The organism is Micromonospora sp. A200, from assembly GCF_029893845.1.
GTDB lineage: Bacteria > Actinomycetota > Actinomycetes > Mycobacteriales > Micromonosporaceae > Micromonospora > Micromonospora purpureochromogenes.
In genome coordinates, this window is record NZ_JARXXY010000004.1 from 96679 (window position 1) to 116438 (window position 19760).

Below are 19760 nucleotides of genomic sequence, written 5' to 3' on the forward strand. Positions count from 1 at the left end.
TCAGCGGGAGTGGTAGTTGGGCGCCTCGACGGTCATCTGGATGTCGTGCGGGTGGCTCTCCTTGAGCCCGGCCGCCGTGATCCGGATGAGCTGGCCGCGGCGGTGCAGCTCGGGGATGCTCTCCGCGCCGACGTACCCCATCGCGGCGCGCAGCCCACCGATGAGCTGGTGGGCGACCGCGGAGAGCGGCCCCCGGTAGGGCACCTGGCCCTCGACGCCCTCGGGGACGAGCTTGTCCTCGGCGAGCACGTCCTGCTGGAAGTAGCGGTCCTTGGAGTAGGACTTGCCCTGGCCGCGGGACTGCATCGCGCCGAGCGAGCCCATCCCCCGGTACGCCTTGTACTGCTTGCCGTTGATGAAGATCAGCTCGCCGGGGCTCTCCTCGCAGCCGGCCAGCAGGCTGCCGAGCATCACCGTGTCGGCGCCGGCGACCAGCGCCTTGGCGATGTCCCCGGAGTACTGGATGCCGCCGTCGCCGATCACCGGAACACCGGCCGGGCGGGCGGCCCGGCCGGCCTCCATGATCGCGGTGATCTGCGGTACGCCCACCCCGGCGACGATCCGGGTGGTGCAGATCGCACCTGGGCCGACCCCCACCTTGACGCCGTCGGCGCCCGCGTCGACCAGCGCCTTCGCCCCGGCGTACGTGGCGATGTTGCCGCCGACGATGTCGATGCCGACGTCCTTCTTGAGCTGGCGGACCATGTCCAGCACCGCCCGCTGGTGGCCGTGCGCGGTGTCCACGATGATCACGTCGACGCCGGCGTCCACCAGCGTCCGGGCCCGCTTGTACGCGTCGTCGCCCACGCCGACCGCCGCGGCGACCCGGAGCCGGCCCGCCTCGTCCTTGGTGGCGTTCGGGTACTGCTCGCTCTTGGTGAAGTCCTTGACGGTGATCAGCCCGCGCAGCCGGCCCGAGTCGTCCACGATCGGCAGCTTCTCCACCTTGTGCCGGCGGAGCAGGTCGAGGGCCTCGTCCTTGCTCACCCCGACCGGAGCGGTGATCAGCGGGGTGCGGGTCATGATCTCGTGGACCGGGGTCTCCGGCGCGGAGACGAACCGCATGTCCCGGTTGGTGACGATGCCGACCAGCTGCCCGTTGCCGTCGACCACCGGCACGCCGGAGATGCGGTAGCGGCCGCAGAGCTCGTCGACCTCGCGGAGGGTGTCGTCCGGGCTGGCGGTCACCGGGTTGGTGATCATGCCGGACTCGGAGCGCTTGACCAGGTCGACCTGGAGCGCCTGGTCCTCCAGCGAGAGGTTGCGGTGCAGCACCCCGATGCCGCCCTGGCGGGCCATCGCGATCGCCATCCGCGCCTCGGTGACCGTGTCCATCGCGCTGGACAGCAGCGGCACGGTCAGCTCGATGTTGCGGGTGAGCCGGGTGCGGGTGTTGACCCGGCTGGGCACCACGTCCGACTCGCCCGGCTGGAGCAGCACGTCGTCGAAGGTCAGACCGAGCGGCACCACCCGTGCCGAGCCGGCCGGCAGCTCCGGCAGGTGACCACCCGGCTCGCCGTCGCCGACGCCGCCGGGAAGATCAGTGCTGGGCGAATTCTCCACGATTGCTCTCCTGAGCTGCTTGGACGGGCTTCAGCGAGGTGGCGCGCGCGGGCACCGGCGCACGCCGAGGTGACGGCGCGTCGTTTCATCGTACCCATTGAGCTGGGCCGGCCCCGGCGGTGCCGGCGCGGGTCGGCGAGGCGACCGGGGTGGCCGGGGGGACGCGTCCGGCGAGCGTTGGGACTACGGTGAGGGGGTGCACGACGAGCCCATCGACCCGTTCAACGGCGACCCGGCCGATCCGGCTGCTGGCCTGCACGATCCCCGTGAGGACGACCCGCTCGACCCGCTGACGGAGGTCGAGCGCCAGGACGTCCTGGAGGACCTGGCCGACCTGGAGATCTACCAGGCCCTGCTGTCGCCGATCGGGGTGCGCGGGCTGGTGATCGAGTGCGAGGACTGCCGGGAGCCGCACTACTTCGACTGGGATCTGCTCCGGGGCAACCTGCGCCACCTGCTCAGCTCCGGCCGGCCGCGGGTGCACGAGCCGGCCTACGACCCCGACCCCGACCACTACGTCACCTGGGACTACGCCCGCGGCTACGCCGACGGGGTGCACGACACGCTGACCGAGGCGGCCGAGGAGGAGTCCCCCTCCGACGACTGAGCCCGGACGACTGATCCCGACCGCGGGCGGCCGGCTCAGGCGACCAGGCCGGCGCGGAAACCGGCGGCCACCGCGTGCGCGCGGTCCCGGGCACCGAGCTTGCGGAACAGCCGTCGGGCGTGCGTCTTGACGGTGTCCTCCGAGACGAACAGCTCCCGCCCGATCTCGGCGTTGCTCTTCCCCTCGGCCATCCCGAGCAGCACCTGGAGCTCCCGCTCGGTCAGTCCGACGGCGCCGCGCCCGCTGCGCGCGCCGGGCGCGCCCCGCCGGCCGGTGGGCGCGGGCACCTCCGGCTCGGCGGCGGCCTCCGGCTCTGCTTCGTCGTCGCCGCGCTGCACCGGCACCACCGACGGCCCCCCGGGCCCCTCCGTCGGTCCGGCGGGCCAGCCCGGGCCCGGCGTGCCCGGGGTACGCCCGGCCGAGGGCCGGGGCGGCGCGCCGACCGCGGCGGTGTCCCGGGCCGGGTCGGTGACCCGGTTCCGGGTCGTCCGGCCAGGGGCGGAGAGCAGCAGCAGGGCCTTGGCCACCGCGCTGGTCAGGTCGTGGTCGGTGCCCTGGATCAGTCCCCGGGCCCCGGCGTTGATCGTCGCCGCGGCCGCCTCGGACTCCTCGGCGCCGAGCAGCAGCACGGCGGCCTGCGGCGCGCGGGCGAGCACCCGGCGGACGAAGCCGGCACTGTCGGGTCGGGTGAGCGCGGTGTCGGCGAGCACGACGTCGACGGGGCGCTCGGCCAGCCGCAGCATCACCTCGGGATCGGAGACGGCGGTCCGCACGACCGCGGCCAGGCCGAGCCGGGCGGCGGCCGAGGTCAACTGCTGCGCGGCGAGCGGTGTCCGGACGCAGACGAGAACGGTACGCACGGTGGTCTCCTCTCCGCAGAGAGCAGACCATGGCCGGCTGGGCCGGGGTGGAGGTTCCCGGCAATCCTCCGAACTTTTCCGACATCCAGGGCATATGCCGCGACTCGTCCGAGGTTTTCGATCACAGAAGTGTGAGTCGGGGAAAGGTCGGGTACCGAGACGCCAGGCCGGAAACGGTGCGCCAGCGCGGACCGCCGCCCGGACACCGGATGCGAACGAGACCTCCGCGGTGCCGCGCGGGAGGAGGGGTGCTGATGTCGAACGTACGTAGACTGCCCGGACCCATCGTCGACCTGTGGGACTGGCAGCGGCTCGGTGCCTGCCGGGGCCGCGACAGCGCCCAGTTCTTCCACCCCGACGGCGAGCGCGGCTCCTCACGGCTGCGCCGCGAGTCCGGCGCCAAGGCCGTCTGCCGGGCCTGCCCGGTCCGGGCCGAGTGCGCCGCCCACGCGCTGTCCGTCCGCGAGCCGTACGGCGTCTGGGGCGGCTTCAGCGAGTCCGAGCGGCTGCGGCTGCTCGCGCTGGGCTGGGAGGACCTGGCCGACCGCCGGCAGACCCGGGTCGACATCGCCCGGCTGGAGGCCCGCCTGGGCCGCCCCCACAAGTCCACCGTGCCGGACCAGCGCAAGGTCGCCTGACCCCGGCCGAGAGACCCCGACCGACGCCGCGCTCCGCAACCGGAGCGCGGCGTCGGCGCGTTCCCGGCCTGCGGCGCGCCCGGTCCGGCCACTGCGACCCCCGATTGCGGCGTGTCGCGGTGTCGCAGCCGTCGGACACCGCGACACACCGCAAACGGCGAACTCGAGTGGACGAACCGATCAGGACCGGCGCACCTGGGGTGGGCCGGGTCGGGGTCAGCGGACGGTGACCTTTACCGTGTGCCAGCCGGTGGCACCGTCCGGCTCGACCGGCTGTTCCCGGCCGGTCTGCGTCTCGCCGGTGGCATCGGTCGCCCGCACCTGGAGGGTGTGCTCGCCCGGGGTGGCGTCCCAGCGCCAGGACCACTGCACCCAGGTGTCCACCGACACCGTCGGGGCGAGCGCCGCCTCCCGCCACGGGCCGCCGTCGACGCGTACCTCCACCCGGCTGATTCCCCGGTGCTGGGCCCAGGCCACCCCGGCCACCATCACCGGGCCGGTGGTGAGCCGGTTGCGCGGGCGGGGCGTGTCGATCCGGGACTGCGTCTTGACCGGTCCCTGCGCCGACCAGCCCCGCGGCACCCAGTACGCGTCGAAGTCGGCGAAGCTGGTCAGCTCCAGCTCGGTCACCCACTTGCACGCCGAGACGTAGCCGTACAGGCCGGGCACCACCATGCGGACCGGGAAGCCGTGCTCGACCGGCAGCGGCTCGCCGTTCATCCCGACCGCCAGCAGGGCGTCCCGCCCGTCCCGCAGCACCGCCGTCGGGGTGCCACAGGTCCAGCCGTCGACCGAGCGCCCCACCACCTGGTCCGCGCCCTCCTCCGGGTCCGCCTCGTCCAGCAACTCCTTGAGGGGTACGCCCAACCACCGGGCGTTGCCGATCAGGTCCCCGCCCACCTCGTTGGAGACGCAGGCCAGGGTCACGTACCGCTCCACCATCGGCCGGGCGAGCAGGTCGGCGAAGCTCAGCTCGATCGGGTTGCGGACCCGTCCGTGGATCCGCAGCCGCCAGGTCTCCGGGTCGACCTGCGGCACCACCAGGGCGGTGTCGATCCGGTAGAACCCGCTGGTCGGGGTGACGTAGGGGGCGAGCTGCGCCAGGGACAGATCGGCGCCGGCCGGTACCGCGGGCGCCGCCGCCGACGGGGCGGGCAGCGTGACCGCCTGCCGGGCCGCCGACACGCCCCGGCGGCCGGCGAGCCAGTGCCCGCCCAGCCCGGCCACGGCGGCCGCGCCGGCCAGCACGCCCGCCCCGCGCAGGAAACGGCGCCGCGACTCCGGGTCGCTGCTCTCCAACGGCTCCCACCCGGCCGGTGGGCGGCTCGCCGGACCCGGGCCGGGTGTGGCCTCCACGCCGGCGGCCGGGTCGGGCGCGGCGGGCGTCGACGGGCCGGGCGGGGGTGTCGGCGGGGTCCAGGGCCACGGGTCGACCTCCAGCGGGCCGGCGAGGAAGGCCCAGAGCACCAACCCGCCCAGCCCCGCCCCGACCAGCGAGGGCAGCGCGTCGGCGGCGTCCGCGCCGGCCCGGGTCAGGGCGGCGGCCACGCCGAGACCGGCGAAGGCCGCGATGCCGGTCAGGCCGATCCACAGCCGGCGGACCGCCAGCAGCCCGAGCAGCGCGGCGAACGCGGCGAGCAGCAGCGCCGTCCCGACCAGCAGGGCGATCTTGTCGTACGTGCCGAACAGGGTGATGGCGAACTGCTTCAACGGCTCGGGTACGACGTCCACGACCAGCCCGCCGACCGCGATCAGCGGGGCGGACCGGGGGCCGGTGAGGACCGCGACCGGCTCGGCGACGCCGATGGCCACGGCGGCGGCCGTGATCCCGGCGAGCGCGGCGAGGCCGCGGGGCGTGGTGCTCATCGGACCAGTGTTGTCGATCAACCGGACCGACCGCCAACCACGTCAGCGTTCCGTAATGCCCGCCGCGGAACGCGTCAGGGCGCACCGTCTCCGAAGACGGTGCGCCCCGAGTCGGCGTACGCCGTGGGTCAGAAACCCGGGCCGTGCTGGTGGCCGTGACCGTGGCCGTGCCCACCGGCGGCGGCCGGCTCGGCCTTCTCCGGCTTCTCCACCACGAGGCTCTCCGTGGTGAGCAGCAGGCCGGCGATCGAGGCGGCGTTGGTGACCGCGTTGCGGGTCACCTTCACCGGGTCGATGATGCCGGACTTCACCAGGTCGACGTACTGGCCGGTGGCGGCGTCGAGGCCGTTGCCCCACTCCTTGCCGGCGACCTTCTGCACCACCACGTAGCCGTCGTGGCCGGCGTTCTGGGCGATCCAGCGCAGCGGCTCGACCAGCGCCTTGCGGACGATCGAGACGCCGGTCTTCTCGTCACCGGTCAGGCCCAGGTCGTCGGCGAGCACCGGCAGGATCTGCGCCAGGGCGGCACCACCACCGGGCACCGTGCCCTCCTCGACGGCGGCCTTGGTCGCGGCGATGGCGTCCTCGATGCGGTGCTTGCGCTCCTTCATCTCGACCTCGGTCGCCGCGCCCACCTTGATGACCGCGATGCCACCGGAGAGCTTCGCCAGCCGCTCGGCCAGCTTCTCCCGGTCCCACTCGGAGTCCGAGGCCTCGATCTCCTTGCGGATCTGCGCGACCCGGTCGGCCACCTCGGAGGACTGGCCGCCACCGTCCACGACGGTGGTGGTCTCCTTGTCGACCACGACGCGCCGGGCGGTGCCGAGCACCTCCAGGCCGACCTGGTCGAGCTTGTAGCCCAGCTCCGGGGCGACCAGCTCGGCGCCGGTCAGGATCGCCATGTCCTGGAGCATCGCCTTGCGGCGGTCGCCGAAGCCGGGGGCCTTCACCGCGCAGACCTTGAGGGTCTTGCGGATCGAGTTGACCACCAGGGTCGACAGCGCCTGACCCTCGACGTCCTCGGCGATGATCAGCAGCGGCTTGCTGTTCTGGAGGACCTTCTCCAGCAGCGGCAGCAGCTCCTCGATCGCCGAGATCTTCTGCGTGGTGATCAGGATGTACGGGTCCTCCAGGACCGACTCCTGCGACTCCACGTCGGTGACGAAGTTCGGCGAGATGAAGCCCTTGTCGAACTGCAGACCCTCGGTCACCTCCAGCTCGGTGGTGAGCGCGGAGCCCTCCTCGACGGTGATGACACCGTCGCGGCCGACCTTCTCCATCGCCTCGGCGATCAGCTCGCCGATGGTGGCGTCCTGCGCGGAGATGGTCGCGACGTTCGCGACCGCCTCCTTGCTGGACACCTCGACGGCCCGGTCGAGCAGCGCCTCGGAGACCTTGGCCGCCGCCGCGTCGATGCCCCGCTTGAGACCGGACGGGTTGGCCCCGGCGGTCACGTTGCGCAGGCCCTCGCGGACCATGGCCTGGGCCAGCACGGTCGCGGTGGTGGTCCCGTCGCCGGCGACGTCGTTGGTCTTGGTCGCCACCTCCTTGACCAGCTGCGCGCCGAGGTTCTCGTAGGGGTTGGTGAGCTCGATCTCCTTGGCGATGGTCACGCCGTCGTTGGTGATCGTGGGCGCACCGAATTTCTTGTCCAGGACGACGTTGCGCCCGCGCGGGCCGAGGGTGACCTTGACCGTGTCCGCGAGGGCGTTGACACCGTGCTCGAGCAGGTGTCGGGCGTCGTCCGAGAAGCTCAGGATCTTCGCCATGAATGTCCCTTCGAAGCGCCGTTGCCCCGGCCCGGCGAGCCGGACCGGGGCAACGACACTGATCGGTTGCTTACTTCTCGATGACCGCGAGGACGTCGCGGGCGGAGAGCACCAGGTACTCCTCGCCGGCGTACTTGACCTCGGTGCCGCCGTACTTCGAGTAGATGACGGTGTCGCCGACGTTCACGTCAACCGGGATCCGGTTGCCCTTGTCGTCGATGCGGCCCGGGCCGACAGCGAGGACGGTGCCCTCCTGCGGCTTCTCCTTGGCGGTGTCGGGGATCACGATGCCCGACGCCGTGGTGGTCTCAGCCTCGTTCGCCTGGACCAGGATCCGGTCCTCGAGCGGCTTGATCGCAACCTTGGTCGCGGTAGTCACGGGCATACCCTCCTGGGGTACTGGTTTCGTTGCCGGTCGACCGGGGCCGACCAGCGTCAATCTGCCACATGCCACCGGGCGGGGCCGTCGTCGCGGGTGCCGGTCCGCCTGGCGTTCAGCGCCCGCGCCGGATGGCCCGGGAGCTGGCACCCTCGGGGTGAGAGTGCTAATCGCAGGTTATTCCTCGGCTAGCACTCCGTCAAGGAGAGTGCCAGCGCGTCGCGCCCGAACGGCCGCGATCGACGCGGCAGGGGCCGGTCGGACGGCGCGCGGCGGGTCGGGAGAATGGGCGGGTGGACATCGACCAGCTCGCCGCGCTGCGTACCCCCGAGGGGTCGGCCGCGCTCGCCGCGGCGGCCGAGCTGGCCGGCGGTGACCCGCTGGCCTCGGCCGCCGCGCTGCGCGCCGCCGGGGTGCCGGCCGGGCTGGCCGCCGGCGCGCTGACCCAGGCCGAGCTGCGCCGCCGGGCGGTGGCCAAGTTCGGGCCCGAGGCCGCCGGCATGTTTTTCACCCGGGCCGGGCTGGAGCAGGCCACCCGTCGGCCGGTCGCGGACCGGCGCGCCGCGCGGCTGCGCGCCGCCGGCGTGCGCACCCTCGCCGACCTCGGGTGCGGCCTCGGCGCCGACGCGCTCGCCGCCGCCCGCGCCGGCATCCGGGTGTACGGGGTGGAGGCCGACCCGGTGACCGCCGCGATGGCCGCCGCGAACGCCGAGGCGGCCGGGCTGGCCGAGGAGTTCACCGTGGAGTGCGGCGACGCGACGGCGTTCGACGTGACCCGGGTGGACGGGGTGTTCTGCGACCCGGCACGACGCCGGGCGGGCACCGGCCGGCGGATCTTCGACCCGAACGCATACTCCCCACCCTGGGACTTCGTCATCCGGCTCGCCGAGCGGGTGCCGTACACGGTGGTGAAGGTGGCCCCGGGCATCGACCACGCGCTGATCCCGGCGGGCGCCGAGGCGGAGTGGGTGAGCGTGGACGGCGACCTGGTCGAGGCGGCGCTCTGGTGCGGTCGGCTGGCCGAGGTGCCCCGCCGGGCCACCGTGCTGCGCGGCGACGTGGCGCACCGGCTCACCGGTTCGGGTGCGGCGGAGGCGGCCGTCGGCCCCACCCGCCGCTTCCTGTACGACCCGGATCCGGCCGTGGTCCGCGCGCACCTGGTCGCCGAGCTGGCCGACACCCTCGGCGCGACGATCGCCGACCCGAGCATCGCCTACCTGTACGCGGACACCCCGACCGCGACCCCGTTCGCCCGCTGCCTGGAGGTCACCGACGTGCTGCCGTTCTCGCTCAAGCGGCTGCGCGCGCTGCTGCGGGAGCGCCGGGTCGGCCGGGTGGAGATCCTCAAGCGCGGCTCGGCGCTGGAGCCGGAGAAGCTGCGCCGGGACCTGAGGCTGGCGGGCGACGCGCCGGCCAGCCTGGTGCTCACCCGGGTCGCGGGGGCGCCGACCGTGCTGGTCTGCCGACCCGTCGCGAGCTGACATCCGGCGTCCCGGTTAGCGTGACCGGCATGGCGGGACAGGGCACTCCGGCGACGGCGCTGCTGGCGAAGCGGAAGATCCGGCACAGCACCCACCCGTACGACGTCTCCCCCGACGCGCCGAACTACGGCGCGCTGGTCGCCGAGGCGCTCGGGGTGCCGCCGGAGCGGGTGTTCAAGTCGCTGGTCACCGAGGTGGACAGGGGGCTGACGGTGGCCGTCGTCCCGGTCACCGGCGAACTGGACCTCAAGGCGCTGGCCGCGGCCGTCGGCGGCAAGCGGGCGACGATGGCCGACCGGGCGGCCGCCGAGCGGGCCACCGGTTACGTCCGGGGCGGGATCAGCCCGCTCGGCCAGCGCAGGCGGCTGCCCACGGTGCTCGACTCCTCGGCGCTGGCGTACGACACCATCTACGTCTCGGCCGGCCGTCGCGGCCTCCAGCTCCAACTGGCCCCGGCCGATCTGGTCGCGCTGACCGACGCCACCACCGCCGCCCTCGCCGCCCACTGATCAGTTCCGGCCGCCGGAAAAGGAAACGGCACCGGTGTGGAAACGATTTCTCCACGCCGAAACTCGTCGAGCGGCAGAGCGGATCGGACCTGCGGAGATCGCGCCTTTTCCCGCGTTACGGGATCGTTACGGCGGTCCGCCAAACTCGTGAGCTCGGCAGTCTTGCGCCGCCGACACGGGTGGCAATACGTTGCCGCTCACAACAAACCAGCCTGCCACCACCCACCCCGAAAGGACCCGTGCAGATGCGCAAGGGCCTCCTCGCACTCACCGTCGTCGGCCTGCTGGCCGCCAACGGCGTGGCCGGTTGCGGCGACCAGCTCACCAGCGGCAGCGCGGCCGACGGCGCCAGGAAACCGAAGATCGGCGTGATCCTGCCCGACAGCAGGACCTCCGCCCGCTGGGAGGGCGCGGACCGCCGATTTCTCGAGGAGGCGTTCGACGCCGCCGGAATCGACTCCGACATCCAGAACGCGCAGGGTGACAAGAGCCAGTTCTCCAACATCGCCGAGCAGATGATCACCAATGGCGCGACCGTCCTGATGATCGTCAATCTCGATTCCGGCACCGGCAAGGCGGTGCTGGAGAAGGCGCGGTCGCAGGGCATCGCCACCATCGACTACGACCGGCTCACCCTCGGCGGCTCGGCGCAGTACTACGTCAGCTTCGACAACGAGGCGGTGGGCAAGCTCCAGGGCCAGGGCCTGGCCCGGTGCCTGACCGAGCAGGGCGCCCGGAAGCCGGTCGTCGCCTTCCTCAACGGTTCACCGACGGACAACAACGCCACCCTGTTCAAGAGCGGCTACGACGCGGTCCTCAAGCCGAAGTTCGACGCCGGGGAGTTCCGCCGCGGCCCGGACCAGTCGGTGCCGGACTGGGACAACGCCCAGGCCGGGGTCATCTTCGAGCAGATGCTCACCCAGACCGAGGGCCGGATCGACGGCGTCCTCGCGGCCAACGACGGCCTCGGCAACGCGGCCATCTCGGTGCTGAAGAAGAACAAGCTCAACGGCAGGATCCCGGTGACCGGCCAGGACGCCACCACCCAGGGGCTGCGGAACATCCTCGCCGGCGACCAGTGCATGACCGTCTACAAGGCGATCAAGGACGAGGCGAAGGCCGCCGCCGACCTGGCCATCGCGCTGGCCAACGGGGAGCGGAAGGAGACCGGCCAGACGGTCCGGGATCCGGAGAGCGGTCGCGCCGTGGACGCCATCCTGCTCACCCCCAGGGCCATCTACGCCGACGACGTCAAGGACGTGATCGCCGACGGCTTCGTCACCAAGGACGAGGTCTGCTCGGGGGAGTACGCCCCGCTCTGCGCCGCCGCCGGCGTCAACTGACGGCACCCCTGCCGACGCGCAAAGGAGAACCCCGTGTCCGCGACCCCCCTGCTGGAACTGCGCGGGATCGACAAGAGCTTCGGTCCCGTGCAGGTCCTGCGTGACGTCGCTCTCTCCGTTCACCCGGGCGAGGTGACCGCGCTGGTCGGCGACAACGGCGCCGGAAAGTCCACCCTGGTCAAGTGCATCAGCGGGATCCACCCGACGGACTCCGGCGAGTTCCTCTTCGAGGGCCGCCCGGTCACCGTCAGCAGCCCCCGCGACGCCGCCGCGCTCGGCATCGACGTCGTCTACCAGGACCTCGCGCTCTGCGACAACCTCGACATCGTGCAGAACATGTTCCTCGGGCGGGAGAAGCGCCGCGGGATCGTGCTCGACGAACCCACCATGGAGCAGATGGCCGCCGAGACGCTCGCCGGGCTGGGCGTGCGGAACGTCAAGTCGCTGCGCCAGCACATCTCCAGCCTCTCCGGCGGCCAGCGACAGACGGTCGCGATCGCCAAGGCCGTGCTCTGGAACAGCCGGCTGGTCATCCTCGACGAGCCGACCGCCGCGCTCGGCCTCGCGCAGACCGCCCAGGTCCTGGAGATAGTCCGCCGGCTGGCGGACAACGGCCTGGCCGTGGTGCTCATCTCGCACAACATGAACGACGTCTTCGCCATCTCCGACCGGATCGCCGCGCTCTACCTCGGCCAGCTGGTCGCCCAGGTGAGGACCACCGACATCACCCACTCGCAGGTCGTCGAGCTGATCACCACCGGCCGCTCCCGCCACCTCGGCCTGGGCGCCGGGCCGGACGCCGGCGGCACGCGCGACGGCAGCGAGCCAGCCCACCTGACCCCGGGAGCAGTCCGATGACCAGCACCCTCCTGCCGCGGGACGGGCTCGGGGCCGGCACCCCGGCGCCGACCGTCGGCGACCACGTCCGCGACTACCTCGCCCGGGTACGCGGGGGCGACCTCGGCTCGCTGCCGGCCGTCATCGGCCTCACCGTGCTCTGCCTGGCCTTCGCGACCGTCCGGCCGGTCTTCTTCTCGGCGGCCAACTTCGCGAACCTGTTCACCCAGGGCGCCGCCGTCACCGTGATCGCGATGGGTCTGATCTTCGTGCTGCTGCTCGGCGAGATCGACCTCTCCGCCGGCTTCGCCAGCGGCGTCTGCGCCACCGTGCTGGCCAACGTGCTCAGCGTGCTCGGCTACCCCTGGTACGTCGCGGTCCTCGCGGCCATCGGCACCGGTGTCCTCATCGGCCTGACCATCGGCTTCCTGGTGGCCAAGGTCGGCATCCCGTCCTTCCTGGTCAGCCTGGCCGGCTTCCTCGCCTTCCAGGGCATCGTGCTGCTCCTGATGAAGGAGGGCACCAACATCTCGATCGACGACCAGGTGATCATCGCGATCGAGAACAACTACGTGCCGCCCGTGATCGGGTGGCTGCTGGCCGGCGTCGCCGTCGCCGGGTACGGCACCGTGCAGTTCCTGCGCCACCGCAACCGGGTCACCCGGGGCCTGGTCACCGAGCCGGTCGCCGTGGTGGCCGCCCGGGTCGCCGGGCTGGCCCTCCTGCTCGGCTGCGCCGTCCACGTCCTCAACCAGGAACGCAGCATCAACACGGCGATCAGCTCGACCAGGGGGATGCCCGTGGTCGTACCGCTGATCGGGGCCCTGCTGGTCTTCTGGACCTTCGTACTCAACCGCACCGCGTACGGCCGGCACCTGTACGCGGTGGGCGGCAACCCGGAGGCCGCCCGGCGGGCCGGGATCAACGTGGACCGCCTGAAGATCTCCGCCTTCGTCATCTGCTCCAGCATGGCGGCCGTCGGCGGCATCATCGCCGCCAGCAAGGACCGCTCGGTCGACCCGAACACCGGTGGCAGCAACGTCCTGCTCTACGCGGTCGGCGCGGCGGTCATCGGCGGCACCAGCCTCTTCGGCGGCAAGGGGCGGATGATCCACGCGGTACTCGGCGGCGCGGTGGTGGCTGTCATCATCAATGGAATGGGCCTGCTGGACCTCAGCTCCGGCCTCAAGTACACCTCGACCGGACTGGTGCTGCTGCTGGCCGCGGGCGTCGACGCGCTGTCGCGGCGCCGTTCCGTCGCCACCGGCACGCGCTGACCACGGAGTACCAGGAACGATGCGGGTAGGACCGAGCCAGGACGAGATCCGGCGGCAGAACCTCGGGGCTCTGCTGCGGCACGTGCACGTCCACGGCGCGACCTCCCGCGCGGAACTGACCACCACCCTCGGACTCAACCGCAGCACCATCGGCGCGCTCACCGCCGACCTGGCCGGCGCCGGGCTGGTCAGCGAGGGAACGCCGAAGGAAACCGGTCGCGCCGGCCGGCCGTCGCTGGTCGTCCGGCCCGAGTCGGCCCGGGTCTACGCGTACGCGTACAGCATCGAGGTGGACCGGCTGCGGGCCGCGCGGGTCGGTCTCGGCGGTGAGGTGCTCGACCGCCGGGACCTGGACCGGCCGCGCGGCCTGGACGCCGGGGAGACCGCGCCGCTGCTGGCCGGCGCGCTCAAGGAGATGCACCAGCACGTGGCGCCCGGCTCGCTCTGCGTCGGCGCCGGGGTGGCGGTGTGCGGGATGGTCCGCCGCGACGACGGGCTGGTCCGGCTCGGCCCGGCCACCGGCTGGGTGGACGAGCCGATCGGCACGGTGCTCGCCACCGAGCTGGGCATCGACGTACCCGTCACGGTGGGCAACGTGGCGGACATGGCCGCCTTCGCCGAGCACGCCCGGGGCGTCGCCGCCGGCTGCGACAACGTCATCTACCTGTACGGCGACGTCGGCGTCGGCGCCGGCATCATCGCCGGCGGGCGGCGGCTCACCGGCCACGGCGGGTACGGCGGCGAGGTCGGACACATGGTGGTGGTCCGCGACGGCGCCCCCTGCGAGTGCGGCTCCCGAGGCTGCTGGGAGACCGAGATCGGCGAGCACGGGCTGCTCCGCGCCGCCGGCCGCTCGGACGCCCGCGGCCGCGACGCGCTGCTGGCCGTCTTCGACGCCGCCGACCGGGGCGACGCCCGGGCCCAGACGGCGGTACGTCGGGCCGGCGACTGGCTGGGCTTCGGGGTGGCGAACCTGGTCAACATCTTCAACCCGGAGATGGTCATCTTCGGCGGCACCATGCGCGACCTCTACCTGGCCGCCGCCGCCCAGGTCCGCAGCCGGCTCAACTCGATGGGGCTGCCCGCCTGCCTGGAGCACGTCCGGCTGCGCACCCCCAAGCTCGGCGCGGACGCGGCGCTGATCGGCGCGGCGGAGCTGGCCTTCGAGCGGCTCCTCGCCGACCCGCTCGACGCCGGCTGACCGGCGGCTCCCGCCGACGCCCCGCCCTGCGTACCCTGTCGCACGTGGACGTCCAGCTGCGCGCCTCCGACGACGACCGGCACCGGGTGGTCGCCGAGCTGCAACGGCACACCGGCGCGGGGCGGCTCACCCTGGACGAGTTCTCCGATCGCGTCGCCGCGGTCTGGACGGCGCGCACCCTGGGCGAGCTGGCCGACCTGACCCGCGACCTGCCCACGGCACCCGCGCCGGCCGCCGCGGGCGACACCACGGGGCACGGCCGGCGCGAACTGCTGGTGCTCTTCGCGGTCGCCGCGGCCACCCTGCTGCTGCTCGGGATCTTCATGGCGCTGTCCCGCTGACCGGCATCCCGGGCTGACTTGTCGCTCAGCATCGGTGAACTGATCGGCTCGGTGGTCCGTACCAGTGGACGGACGGGCAGCCGGGTGCGCTGCCCGGCGTGACACGTACGGCCCGGACCGAGGAGGCACCGCAGGATGGCACCGCTGGAATCCGCACGTCGTCGGCCAGGGCACCGGACCCACCGGGTGGCGGTGCTGCTCATCGCGCTGGTGGCAGGGCTCGGCGTCCTGCCCGGCGTGGCCGTGGCCGCACCGGGCAACCAGATCAACGCCGCCGACATGACGCTGCTCAACGGGGTACGGCTGGCCGGGCTCTGGGAGATGCCGGCCGGGCAGATGGCCGCCGAGAAGGGGGTGTCCCCCCGGGTGCGGGAGATCGGGGCCGAGATCGCCCGCCAGCACGGGGTGCTCGACCAGTTGGTCGTCAACGCCGCCAACAAGCTGGGCACCACCCTGCCGACGGATCCCACCACCGAGCAGAAGGGGTGGCTGACCGAGATGCAGGAGGCGAACGGTAACCAGTTCGACCAGATCTTCGTCACCCGGCTCCGGGTGGCGCACGGCAAGATCTTCCCGGTGATCGGCGCGGTCCGGGCCAGCACCCGGGACGCCACCGTCCGTAGGCTCGCCGACGAGGCCAACAAGTTCGTCAACGACCACATGGCGATGCTGGAGAGCACCGGGCTGGTCCGCTGGCAGCAGATGCCGCCGGCCGCGCTGCCGCCCGCCCAGAGCGACTCGCTGATCGCCGCCGCCAAGGCCGGCGCCCCCGCCCCGTCGGTCGGGGTCAGCACCACCATCGTCTGGGCGGTCTTCCTGCTCGCCCTCGGCGTCGGAGGCTTCTCCACCTGGCGCATCCTGCGCCGCAGCTGACCAGCGGACCGCCGTCGGCGGCCGGGTTTCGTCAGAACCCGGCCGCCGACGGCGTTCCTCAGCGGTCGACCTGGGTGAAGTCCCAGGAGTGCGGGGGCCGGGCGACCAGCATGGCCGGCGGCTCAGGCAGCGGCCGGGGGCTGCTCCGCCACTTCGAGACGACCACCACCCGGTGGTCGGTGGAGGAGAAGACCTCGCTGGACAGGTGCAGCGGGTCGTGTTCCAGCTCCGGCAGGGCGGTGTCGCAGACCCAGGTGATCAGGTCGGCGAAGCCGAACGGCTCCGCGCGCGCCTCCCACATCCGCACGATCACGTCGGCGCTCCCCTTCCGTGCCGTCACACGCTGACCGTGGTCAGCGGCAGGGCCGAGTCGGCCGGCAGGTCCAGCCGGCTCGGCGTCACCCCCGCCGCGACCAGGTGCGAACCGAGCGCCGCGACCATGGCGCCGTTGTCGGTGCAGAGCTTCGGCCGGGGTACGCGCACCCGGATGCCGTGCTTCGCCGCGCGGTGCTCGGCCATCGCCCGCAGCCGCGAGTTGGCGGCCACTCCCCCGCCGATCACCAGCGTCTCGATCCCGTTGGCCCGGCAGGCGTCGAGCGCCTTGGCGGTCAGCACGTCGCAGACCGCCTCCTGGAAGGAAGCCGCCACGTCGGCCACCGGCACCGGCTCACCGGCCCGCTGGCGTGCCTCCACCCAGCGGGCGACGGCGGTCTTCAGGCCGGAGAAGGAGAAGTCGTACCGGTGGGCGGTGAGGTCCTTGGCGGCGGTGAGACCGCGCGGGAACCCGATCGCCGCCGGGTCGCCGGCCCGGGCCTCCCGGTCGATGTACGGTCCGCCGGGGAAGGGCAGTCCGAGCAGGCGGGCCACCTTGTCGAAGGCCTCCCCCGCCGCGTCGTCGATGGTCGCGCCGAGCGGGGTGACGCCACGGGCGAGGTCGTCGACGAGCAGCAGGGAGGAGTGCCCGCCGGAGACCAGCATGGCGACCGCCGGCTCGGGCAGCGGGCCGTGTTCCAGGGTGTCCACGGCGACGTGCGCGGCGAGGTGGTTCACCCCGTACACCGGCTTCTCGGCGGCCAGCGCGTAGCCCTTGGCGGCGGCCACGCCGACCAGCAGCGCGCCGGCCAGCCCCGGGCCGGAGGTGACCGCGATCGCGTCGATGTCGGCGAGCGTCACACCCGCCTCCTTCAGCGCCCGGTCCATGGTGGGCACGATCGCCTCCAGGTGCGCGCGGCTGGCGACCTCGGGCACCACGCCGCCGAACCGGGCGTGCTGCTCGACGCTGGAGGCGATCGCGTCGGCGAGCAGGGTGTGCCCGCGCACGATGCCGACACCGGTCTCGTCGCAGGAGGTCTCGATCCCCAGGACCAGGGGCTCGTCAGCCATCAGTCGTCCGTCCCGTCCTCGGTCGGGGCCGCGACGCGCCGCATGACCAGCGCGTCGGTGTTGCTCGGTTGGTAGTAGCCGCGGCGGACGCCGATCGGCTCGAAGCCGTACGTAGCGTAGAGCTTCTGGGCGGGGGCGTTGTCCGCCGCCACCTCCAGCAGGACCGTGCGGGCGTCGCGCCGGGCCGCCTCGGCGAGCAGTTCCTCCAGCAGCAGCCGGCCGACGCCGCGCCGCTGGGCGTCCCGCCGGACGGCGATGTTCTGCACCCAGGCCTCGTCCGGCTGGACGGTCAGCCCCGCGTACCCGAGCACCGTGCCGTCGACGTCGGTGGCGACCCGGTACCAGTGGCCGCTGGCCAGCTCGTTCCAGAACATGGCCGGAGACCACTGCTCGGCGCCGAAGAGGTCCGCCTCGATCGGCAGCACCTCGTCGACGTGCCACCAGCGGAACCGGGTCAGTCGTACCGGCGTGCTCACGGCAGGACCGGCTTGCGGGCGGTCGCCGCCACGGCGTCCGGCCGGCGCAGGTAGAGCGGGGTGAGCGCCTCCGTCGGCGCGCCGGCCCGGATCCGCTCGGCGGCCAGCGCGGCCAGCGCGGTGGCGTCGGGGTAGCGCGGCTCGACCCGCAGCGGCAGGTCGAGCACGTCGGCGTACCGGTGGGCGCCGTCGCCCACCGCGGCGGTGACGGCGAGGCCGCGGGCCCGTTCGGCGGCGACCGCGGGGGTGTCGACGTTCGGCCCGGCGATCCGCTGGCCGGCGCCGTCGTAGACGGCCCAGTAGACCTCCCGGCGGCGGGCGTCGCTGGCCGCGAGGACCGGTTCGCCGAGCGCCGCCGGGTGACCGATGGCGTCCAGCGAGCAGACGCCGTACGTGGGGACGCCGAGGACCTGGCCCATGGTGGCCGCGGTGACCAGACCGACCCGCAGCCCGGTGAACGGGCCGGGACCGAGGCCGGCGACGATCGCGCCCAGGTCGCGCGGCCGCGCCTCCGCGTCGGCGAGCACCGCGTCCACCTGCGGCGCGAGCAGTTCGCCGTGGGCCCGGGCGTCGACCGTGCAGCGGTGCGCCCGCGGCACGACCCCGTCCGCCGAGACCTCCACCAGCGCCGCGGTCACCGCGGGGGTCGAGGAGTCCACCACCAGTACGAGCACGGTATGCCAGCCTAGTCGCCCTACCGGTCATCCCCGGTCACACCCCGTCGGCCCAGGCGCCGCAGGGCGGGTCTGGGCGTGGACGACCGGCCAGCCGCCCTACGGCCGCCACTAGTGCCGCCTGGTGAACCGGTTGACGATCGGAACGACTCCGTTACTGACGGTAACGTCAGCCCCCACACACACCGCAGTGAGCGATATGCCTGTGAGGCATAAATATGACTGACAGGCATATCGCTCACTACCGTTAGGCCATCATCCGTGGATGCCTGAGAGTAGTCGTCTCGCCACCCAGTTCGCCGCCATCCTGCGTCGGGAGCGGGGCGCACGGTCGCTGACGCAGCAGGAGCTGGCTGACTTGGCCGGGGTGAGCCAGGGGGCGGTGGCGCGTGTCGAACGGGGTGAGCGGGTACCCAGCGTCCCGCTGATCGAGCGACTCCTCGCCGCGTTCGATCTCCAGCTCACCGTCGCCGTCGAGCCACTGGACTGCCACCTCGACGCCCGGATGGACGCCCTGGCCGCCCGGCCACTCGCCGAGCGGGTAGATGAGCTGGGGCTGGACCGAATCCTGGACCGGCTGAGCGAGCTACCCCATCTGCTGACCGGCAGTACCGCGGCGCTGCTCCAGGGCGCCCCGGTGCCAACCGACGCGGTCGAGATCGCCGTTCGCTGGCGTGACTCGGCCCGCTTCACCGCCTGGCTGGACGCGGCCTACGGACAACGGTGGAACGCCCGGTGGAGCGAGTTCGGCGGGCTTCGCCTGGAACCGGAGGAGCCCGGCGAGCACCGCTGGCAGACCCGGTACGGCCAGCTCCGCGCGCAGATGTGCGAAGAACTGCCGGAGGCGATCGAGGTGCGGCACGGGGACCGGAGCTACCGGGTGGTGCCGCTGGTCGCGGTGGAGCTCACCGACCCCCGCGCCGCCGAACTGCTGCGCCGCCACCGCCGGCGGACGGCCGGGTCAGCCGGCTGAGCGCTCCCAGTCGACGGTGGGCAGACCGGCGTCGGCGAGCGCCTTGTTCGCGGCGCTGAACGGGCGGCTGCCGAGGAAGCCACGCGGGTTCATCGGGCTGGGGTGCCCGGCCTCCAGCACCACGTGCTGCGGGTTGGTGACCAGGGCCGCCTTCTTGCGGGCGTAGCCGCCCCAGAGCAGGAAGACCACCCGCTGCTCCATCGCGTCGAGCGCCCGGATGGTGGCGTCGGTGAACTCCTCCCACCCCTTGTTGCCGTGCGAGCCGGGAGTGGCCTGGCGGACGGTCAGCACCGCGTTGAGCAGCAGCACGCCCTGCGCCGCCCAGCCGTTGAGGTTGCCGCTGCGTGGCTTGGGCACGCCGAGGTCCTCGCCCAGTTCCTTGAAGACGTTGCGCAGGGACGGCGGCACCGTCACCCCGTCCCGGACGCTGAAACTGAGCCCGTGCGCCTGCCCGGCCCGGTGGTAGGGGTCCTGCCCGAGGATCAGCACCCGGGTCTCCCGCGGCGCGCACAGCCGGTAGGCGGAGAAGAGGTCCTCCACCGGCGGGAAGACGGTCTGGGTGGCGTACTCACGGGCGACGAATTCGACCAGCGCCGCGGTGCGGGCCGGGTCAAGGTGCGGGGTGAGCACGGCACGCCACTCCTCCGGCAGCAGTGCCAGCAGGTCGAGAGCGGGGGTGTCGTCGGGCATCGGCAACCTTTCGCAGTCTG

General features: G+C 73.0%; 21 protein-coding genes. 11 read left to right on the forward strand and 10 right to left on the reverse strand.

The features are described from left to right. Positions 1–1563 carry an IMP dehydrogenase gene (gene guaB / locus M2302_RS05585; protein WP_280836899.1) on the reverse strand — a complete coding sequence of 521 codons (1563 nt, stop codon included), beginning with the start codon at positions 1561–1563 and terminating at the stop codon, positions 1–3. Between the two features lie 196 nt (positions 1564–1759). On the opposite strand from guaB, the gene M2302_RS05590 reads away from it, so the two are divergent. Then, positions 1760–2170 (forward strand): DUF5319 domain-containing protein, encoded by a 411-nt coding sequence (locus M2302_RS05590; protein ID WP_154941884.1) that lies wholly within the window; start codon positions 1760–1762, stop codon positions 2168–2170. Positions 2171–2205: 35 nt separating this feature from the next. Here the strand turns inward: M2302_RS05590 and M2302_RS05595 are convergent, their stop codons facing one another. Continuing rightward, positions 2206–3030: a helix-turn-helix transcriptional regulator gene (locus M2302_RS05595; RefSeq protein ID WP_280836900.1), complete on the reverse strand. Its 825-nt coding sequence runs from the start codon at positions 3028–3030 to the stop codon at positions 2206–2208. Positions 3031–3284: 254 nt separating this feature from the next. Between M2302_RS05595 and M2302_RS05600 the strand changes: the two genes are divergently transcribed. Beyond that, the gene (locus tag M2302_RS05600) at positions 3285–3668 is read left to right on the forward strand and encodes a WhiB family transcriptional regulator (protein WP_280836901.1); all 384 of its coding nucleotides are present in this window, start codon (positions 3285–3287) and stop codon (positions 3666–3668) included. Positions 3669–3884: 216 nt separating this feature from the next. Here the strand turns inward: M2302_RS05600 and M2302_RS05605 are convergent, their stop codons facing one another. The 3 genes from M2302_RS05605 to groES form a co-directional block, all read right to left on the reverse strand. Next, positions 3885–5534, reverse strand: a complete 1650-nt coding sequence (locus M2302_RS05605; protein WP_280836902.1) for a molybdopterin-dependent oxidoreductase — start codon at positions 5532–5534, stop codon at positions 3885–3887. 128 nt (positions 5535–5662) lie between these two features. Next, positions 5663–7303, reverse strand: coding sequence for a chaperonin GroEL (gene groL / locus M2302_RS05610; RefSeq protein WP_280836903.1), 1641 nt, complete (start codon positions 7301–7303; stop codon positions 5663–5665). 70 nt (positions 7304–7373) lie between these two features. Further along, a complete protein-coding gene (gene groES, locus M2302_RS05615; RefSeq protein WP_088960325.1) occupies positions 7374–7688 on the reverse strand; it encodes a co-chaperone GroES in 315 nt (104 codons plus the stop codon). A 287-nt stretch (positions 7689–7975) separates the two neighbouring features. Here groES and M2302_RS05620 point away from each other — a divergent pair, with 287 nt between their 5' ends. From M2302_RS05620 to M2302_RS05655, 8 genes are all read left to right on the forward strand, one after another. Beyond that, complete coding sequence (locus M2302_RS05620; protein WP_280836904.1) at positions 7976–9163, forward strand: methyltransferase domain-containing protein; 1188 nt, start codon at positions 7976–7978, stop codon at positions 9161–9163. 29 nt (positions 9164–9192) lie between these two features. Continuing rightward, a complete protein-coding gene (gene ybaK / locus M2302_RS05625) occupies positions 9193–9672 on the forward strand; it encodes a Cys-tRNA(Pro) deacylase (RefSeq protein ID WP_280836905.1) in 480 nt (159 codons plus the stop codon). A 245-nt stretch (positions 9673–9917) separates the two neighbouring features. Further along, on the forward strand, positions 9918–11015 hold the full coding sequence (locus M2302_RS05630) for a substrate-binding domain-containing protein (protein ID WP_280836906.1): 1098 nt from the start codon (positions 9918–9920) through the stop codon (positions 11013–11015). A gap of 33 nt (positions 11016–11048) precedes the next feature. Beyond that, entirely contained in the window at positions 11049–11873 is an 825-nt protein-coding gene (locus M2302_RS05635) for an ATP-binding cassette domain-containing protein (RefSeq protein WP_280836907.1), read from the forward strand. Then, on the forward strand, positions 11870–13129 hold the full coding sequence (locus M2302_RS05640) for an ABC transporter permease (protein ID WP_280836908.1): 1260 nt from the start codon (positions 11870–11872) through the stop codon (positions 13127–13129). The genes M2302_RS05635 and M2302_RS05640 overlap by 4 nt, the downstream gene beginning before the upstream one ends. Positions 13130–13148: 19 nt before the next feature. Continuing rightward, positions 13149–14330 (forward strand): ROK family protein, encoded by a 1182-nt coding sequence (locus tag M2302_RS05645; protein ID WP_154941874.1) that lies wholly within the window; start codon positions 13149–13151, stop codon positions 14328–14330. A 44-nt stretch (positions 14331–14374) separates the two neighbouring features. Beyond that, positions 14375–14671 carry a DUF1707 domain-containing protein gene (locus M2302_RS05650; RefSeq protein WP_280836909.1) on the forward strand — a complete coding sequence of 99 codons (297 nt, stop codon included), beginning with the start codon at positions 14375–14377 and terminating at the stop codon, positions 14669–14671. A gap of 135 nt (positions 14672–14806) precedes the next feature. After that, entirely contained in the window at positions 14807–15544 is a 738-nt protein-coding gene (locus tag M2302_RS05655; RefSeq protein ID WP_280836910.1) for a DUF4142 domain-containing protein, read from the forward strand. 58 nt (positions 15545–15602) lie between these two features. Here the strand turns inward: M2302_RS05655 and M2302_RS05660 are convergent, their stop codons facing one another. From M2302_RS05660 to tsaB, 4 genes are read right to left on the reverse strand one after another with little or no spacing between them, the layout of a single operon-like run. Beyond that, positions 15603–15857 (reverse strand): hypothetical protein, encoded by a 255-nt coding sequence (locus M2302_RS05660; protein WP_280837045.1) that lies wholly within the window; start codon positions 15855–15857, stop codon positions 15603–15605. 23 nt (positions 15858–15880) lie between these two features. Beyond that, entirely contained in the window at positions 15881–16927 is a 1047-nt protein-coding gene (gene tsaD, locus M2302_RS05665; protein ID WP_280836911.1) for a tRNA (adenosine(37)-N6)-threonylcarbamoyltransferase complex transferase subunit TsaD, read from the reverse strand. Continuing rightward, positions 16927–17403 (reverse strand): ribosomal protein S18-alanine N-acetyltransferase, encoded by a 477-nt coding sequence (gene rimI / locus M2302_RS05670; RefSeq protein WP_280836912.1) that lies wholly within the window; start codon positions 17401–17403, stop codon positions 16927–16929. The genes tsaD and rimI overlap by 1 nt, the downstream gene beginning before the upstream one ends. Continuing rightward, positions 17400–18077, reverse strand: coding sequence for a tRNA (adenosine(37)-N6)-threonylcarbamoyltransferase complex dimerization subunit type 1 TsaB (gene tsaB, locus M2302_RS05675; protein WP_280836913.1), 678 nt, complete (start codon positions 18075–18077; stop codon positions 17400–17402). The genes rimI and tsaB overlap by 4 nt, the downstream gene beginning before the upstream one ends. Positions 18078–18342: 265 nt before the next feature. On the opposite strand from tsaB, the gene M2302_RS05680 reads away from it, so the two are divergent. Further along, positions 18343–19050, forward strand: coding sequence for a helix-turn-helix transcriptional regulator (locus M2302_RS05680; protein WP_280836914.1), 708 nt, complete (start codon positions 18343–18345; stop codon positions 19048–19050). Here M2302_RS05680 and M2302_RS05685 read toward each other — a convergent pair. Then, positions 19039–19740, reverse strand: coding sequence for a uracil-DNA glycosylase (locus M2302_RS05685; RefSeq protein WP_280836915.1), 702 nt, complete (start codon positions 19738–19740; stop codon positions 19039–19041). The genes M2302_RS05680 and M2302_RS05685 overlap by 12 nt on opposite strands. Between the last annotated feature and the right edge of the window lie 20 nt (positions 19741–19760).

Bases quoted from the DNA above. Each gene is read 5' to 3' on its own strand.
- M2302_RS05680 (WP_280836914.1), top strand. From the start codon at position 18,343: ATGCCTGAGAGTAGTCGTCTCGCCACCCAGTTCGCCGCCATCCTGCGT.
- M2302_RS05655 (WP_280836910.1), top strand. From the start codon at position 14,807: ATGGCACCGCTGGAATCCGCACGTCGTCGGCCAGGGCACCGGACCCAC.
- ybaK (WP_280836905.1), top strand. From the start codon at position 9,193: ATGGCGGGACAGGGCACTCCGGCGACGGCGCTGCTGGCGAAGCGGAAG.
- tsaD (WP_280836911.1), bottom strand. From the start codon at position 16,927: ATGGCTGACGAGCCCCTGGTCCTGGGGATCGAGACCTCCTGCGACGAG.
- M2302_RS05645 (WP_154941874.1), top strand. From the start codon at position 13,149: ATGCGGGTAGGACCGAGCCAGGACGAGATCCGGCGGCAGAACCTCGGG.
- M2302_RS05600 (WP_280836901.1), top strand. From the start codon at position 3,285: ATGTCGAACGTACGTAGACTGCCCGGACCCATCGTCGACCTGTGGGAC.
- M2302_RS05685 (WP_280836915.1), bottom strand. From the start codon at position 19,740: ATGCCCGACGACACCCCCGCTCTCGACCTGCTGGCACTGCTGCCGGAG.
- M2302_RS05605 (WP_280836902.1), bottom strand. From the start codon at position 5,534: ATGAGCACCACGCCCCGCGGCCTCGCCGCGCTCGCCGGGATCACGGCC.
- M2302_RS05630 (WP_280836906.1), top strand. From the start codon at position 9,918: ATGCGCAAGGGCCTCCTCGCACTCACCGTCGTCGGCCTGCTGGCCGCC.
- groL (WP_280836903.1), bottom strand. From the start codon at position 7,303: ATGGCGAAGATCCTGAGCTTCTCGGACGACGCCCGACACCTGCTCGAG.
- groES (WP_088960325.1), bottom strand. From the start codon at position 7,688: ATGCCCGTGACTACCGCGACCAAGGTTGCGATCAAGCCGCTCGAGGAC.
- M2302_RS05640 (WP_280836908.1), top strand. From the start codon at position 11,870: ATGACCAGCACCCTCCTGCCGCGGGACGGGCTCGGGGCCGGCACCCCG.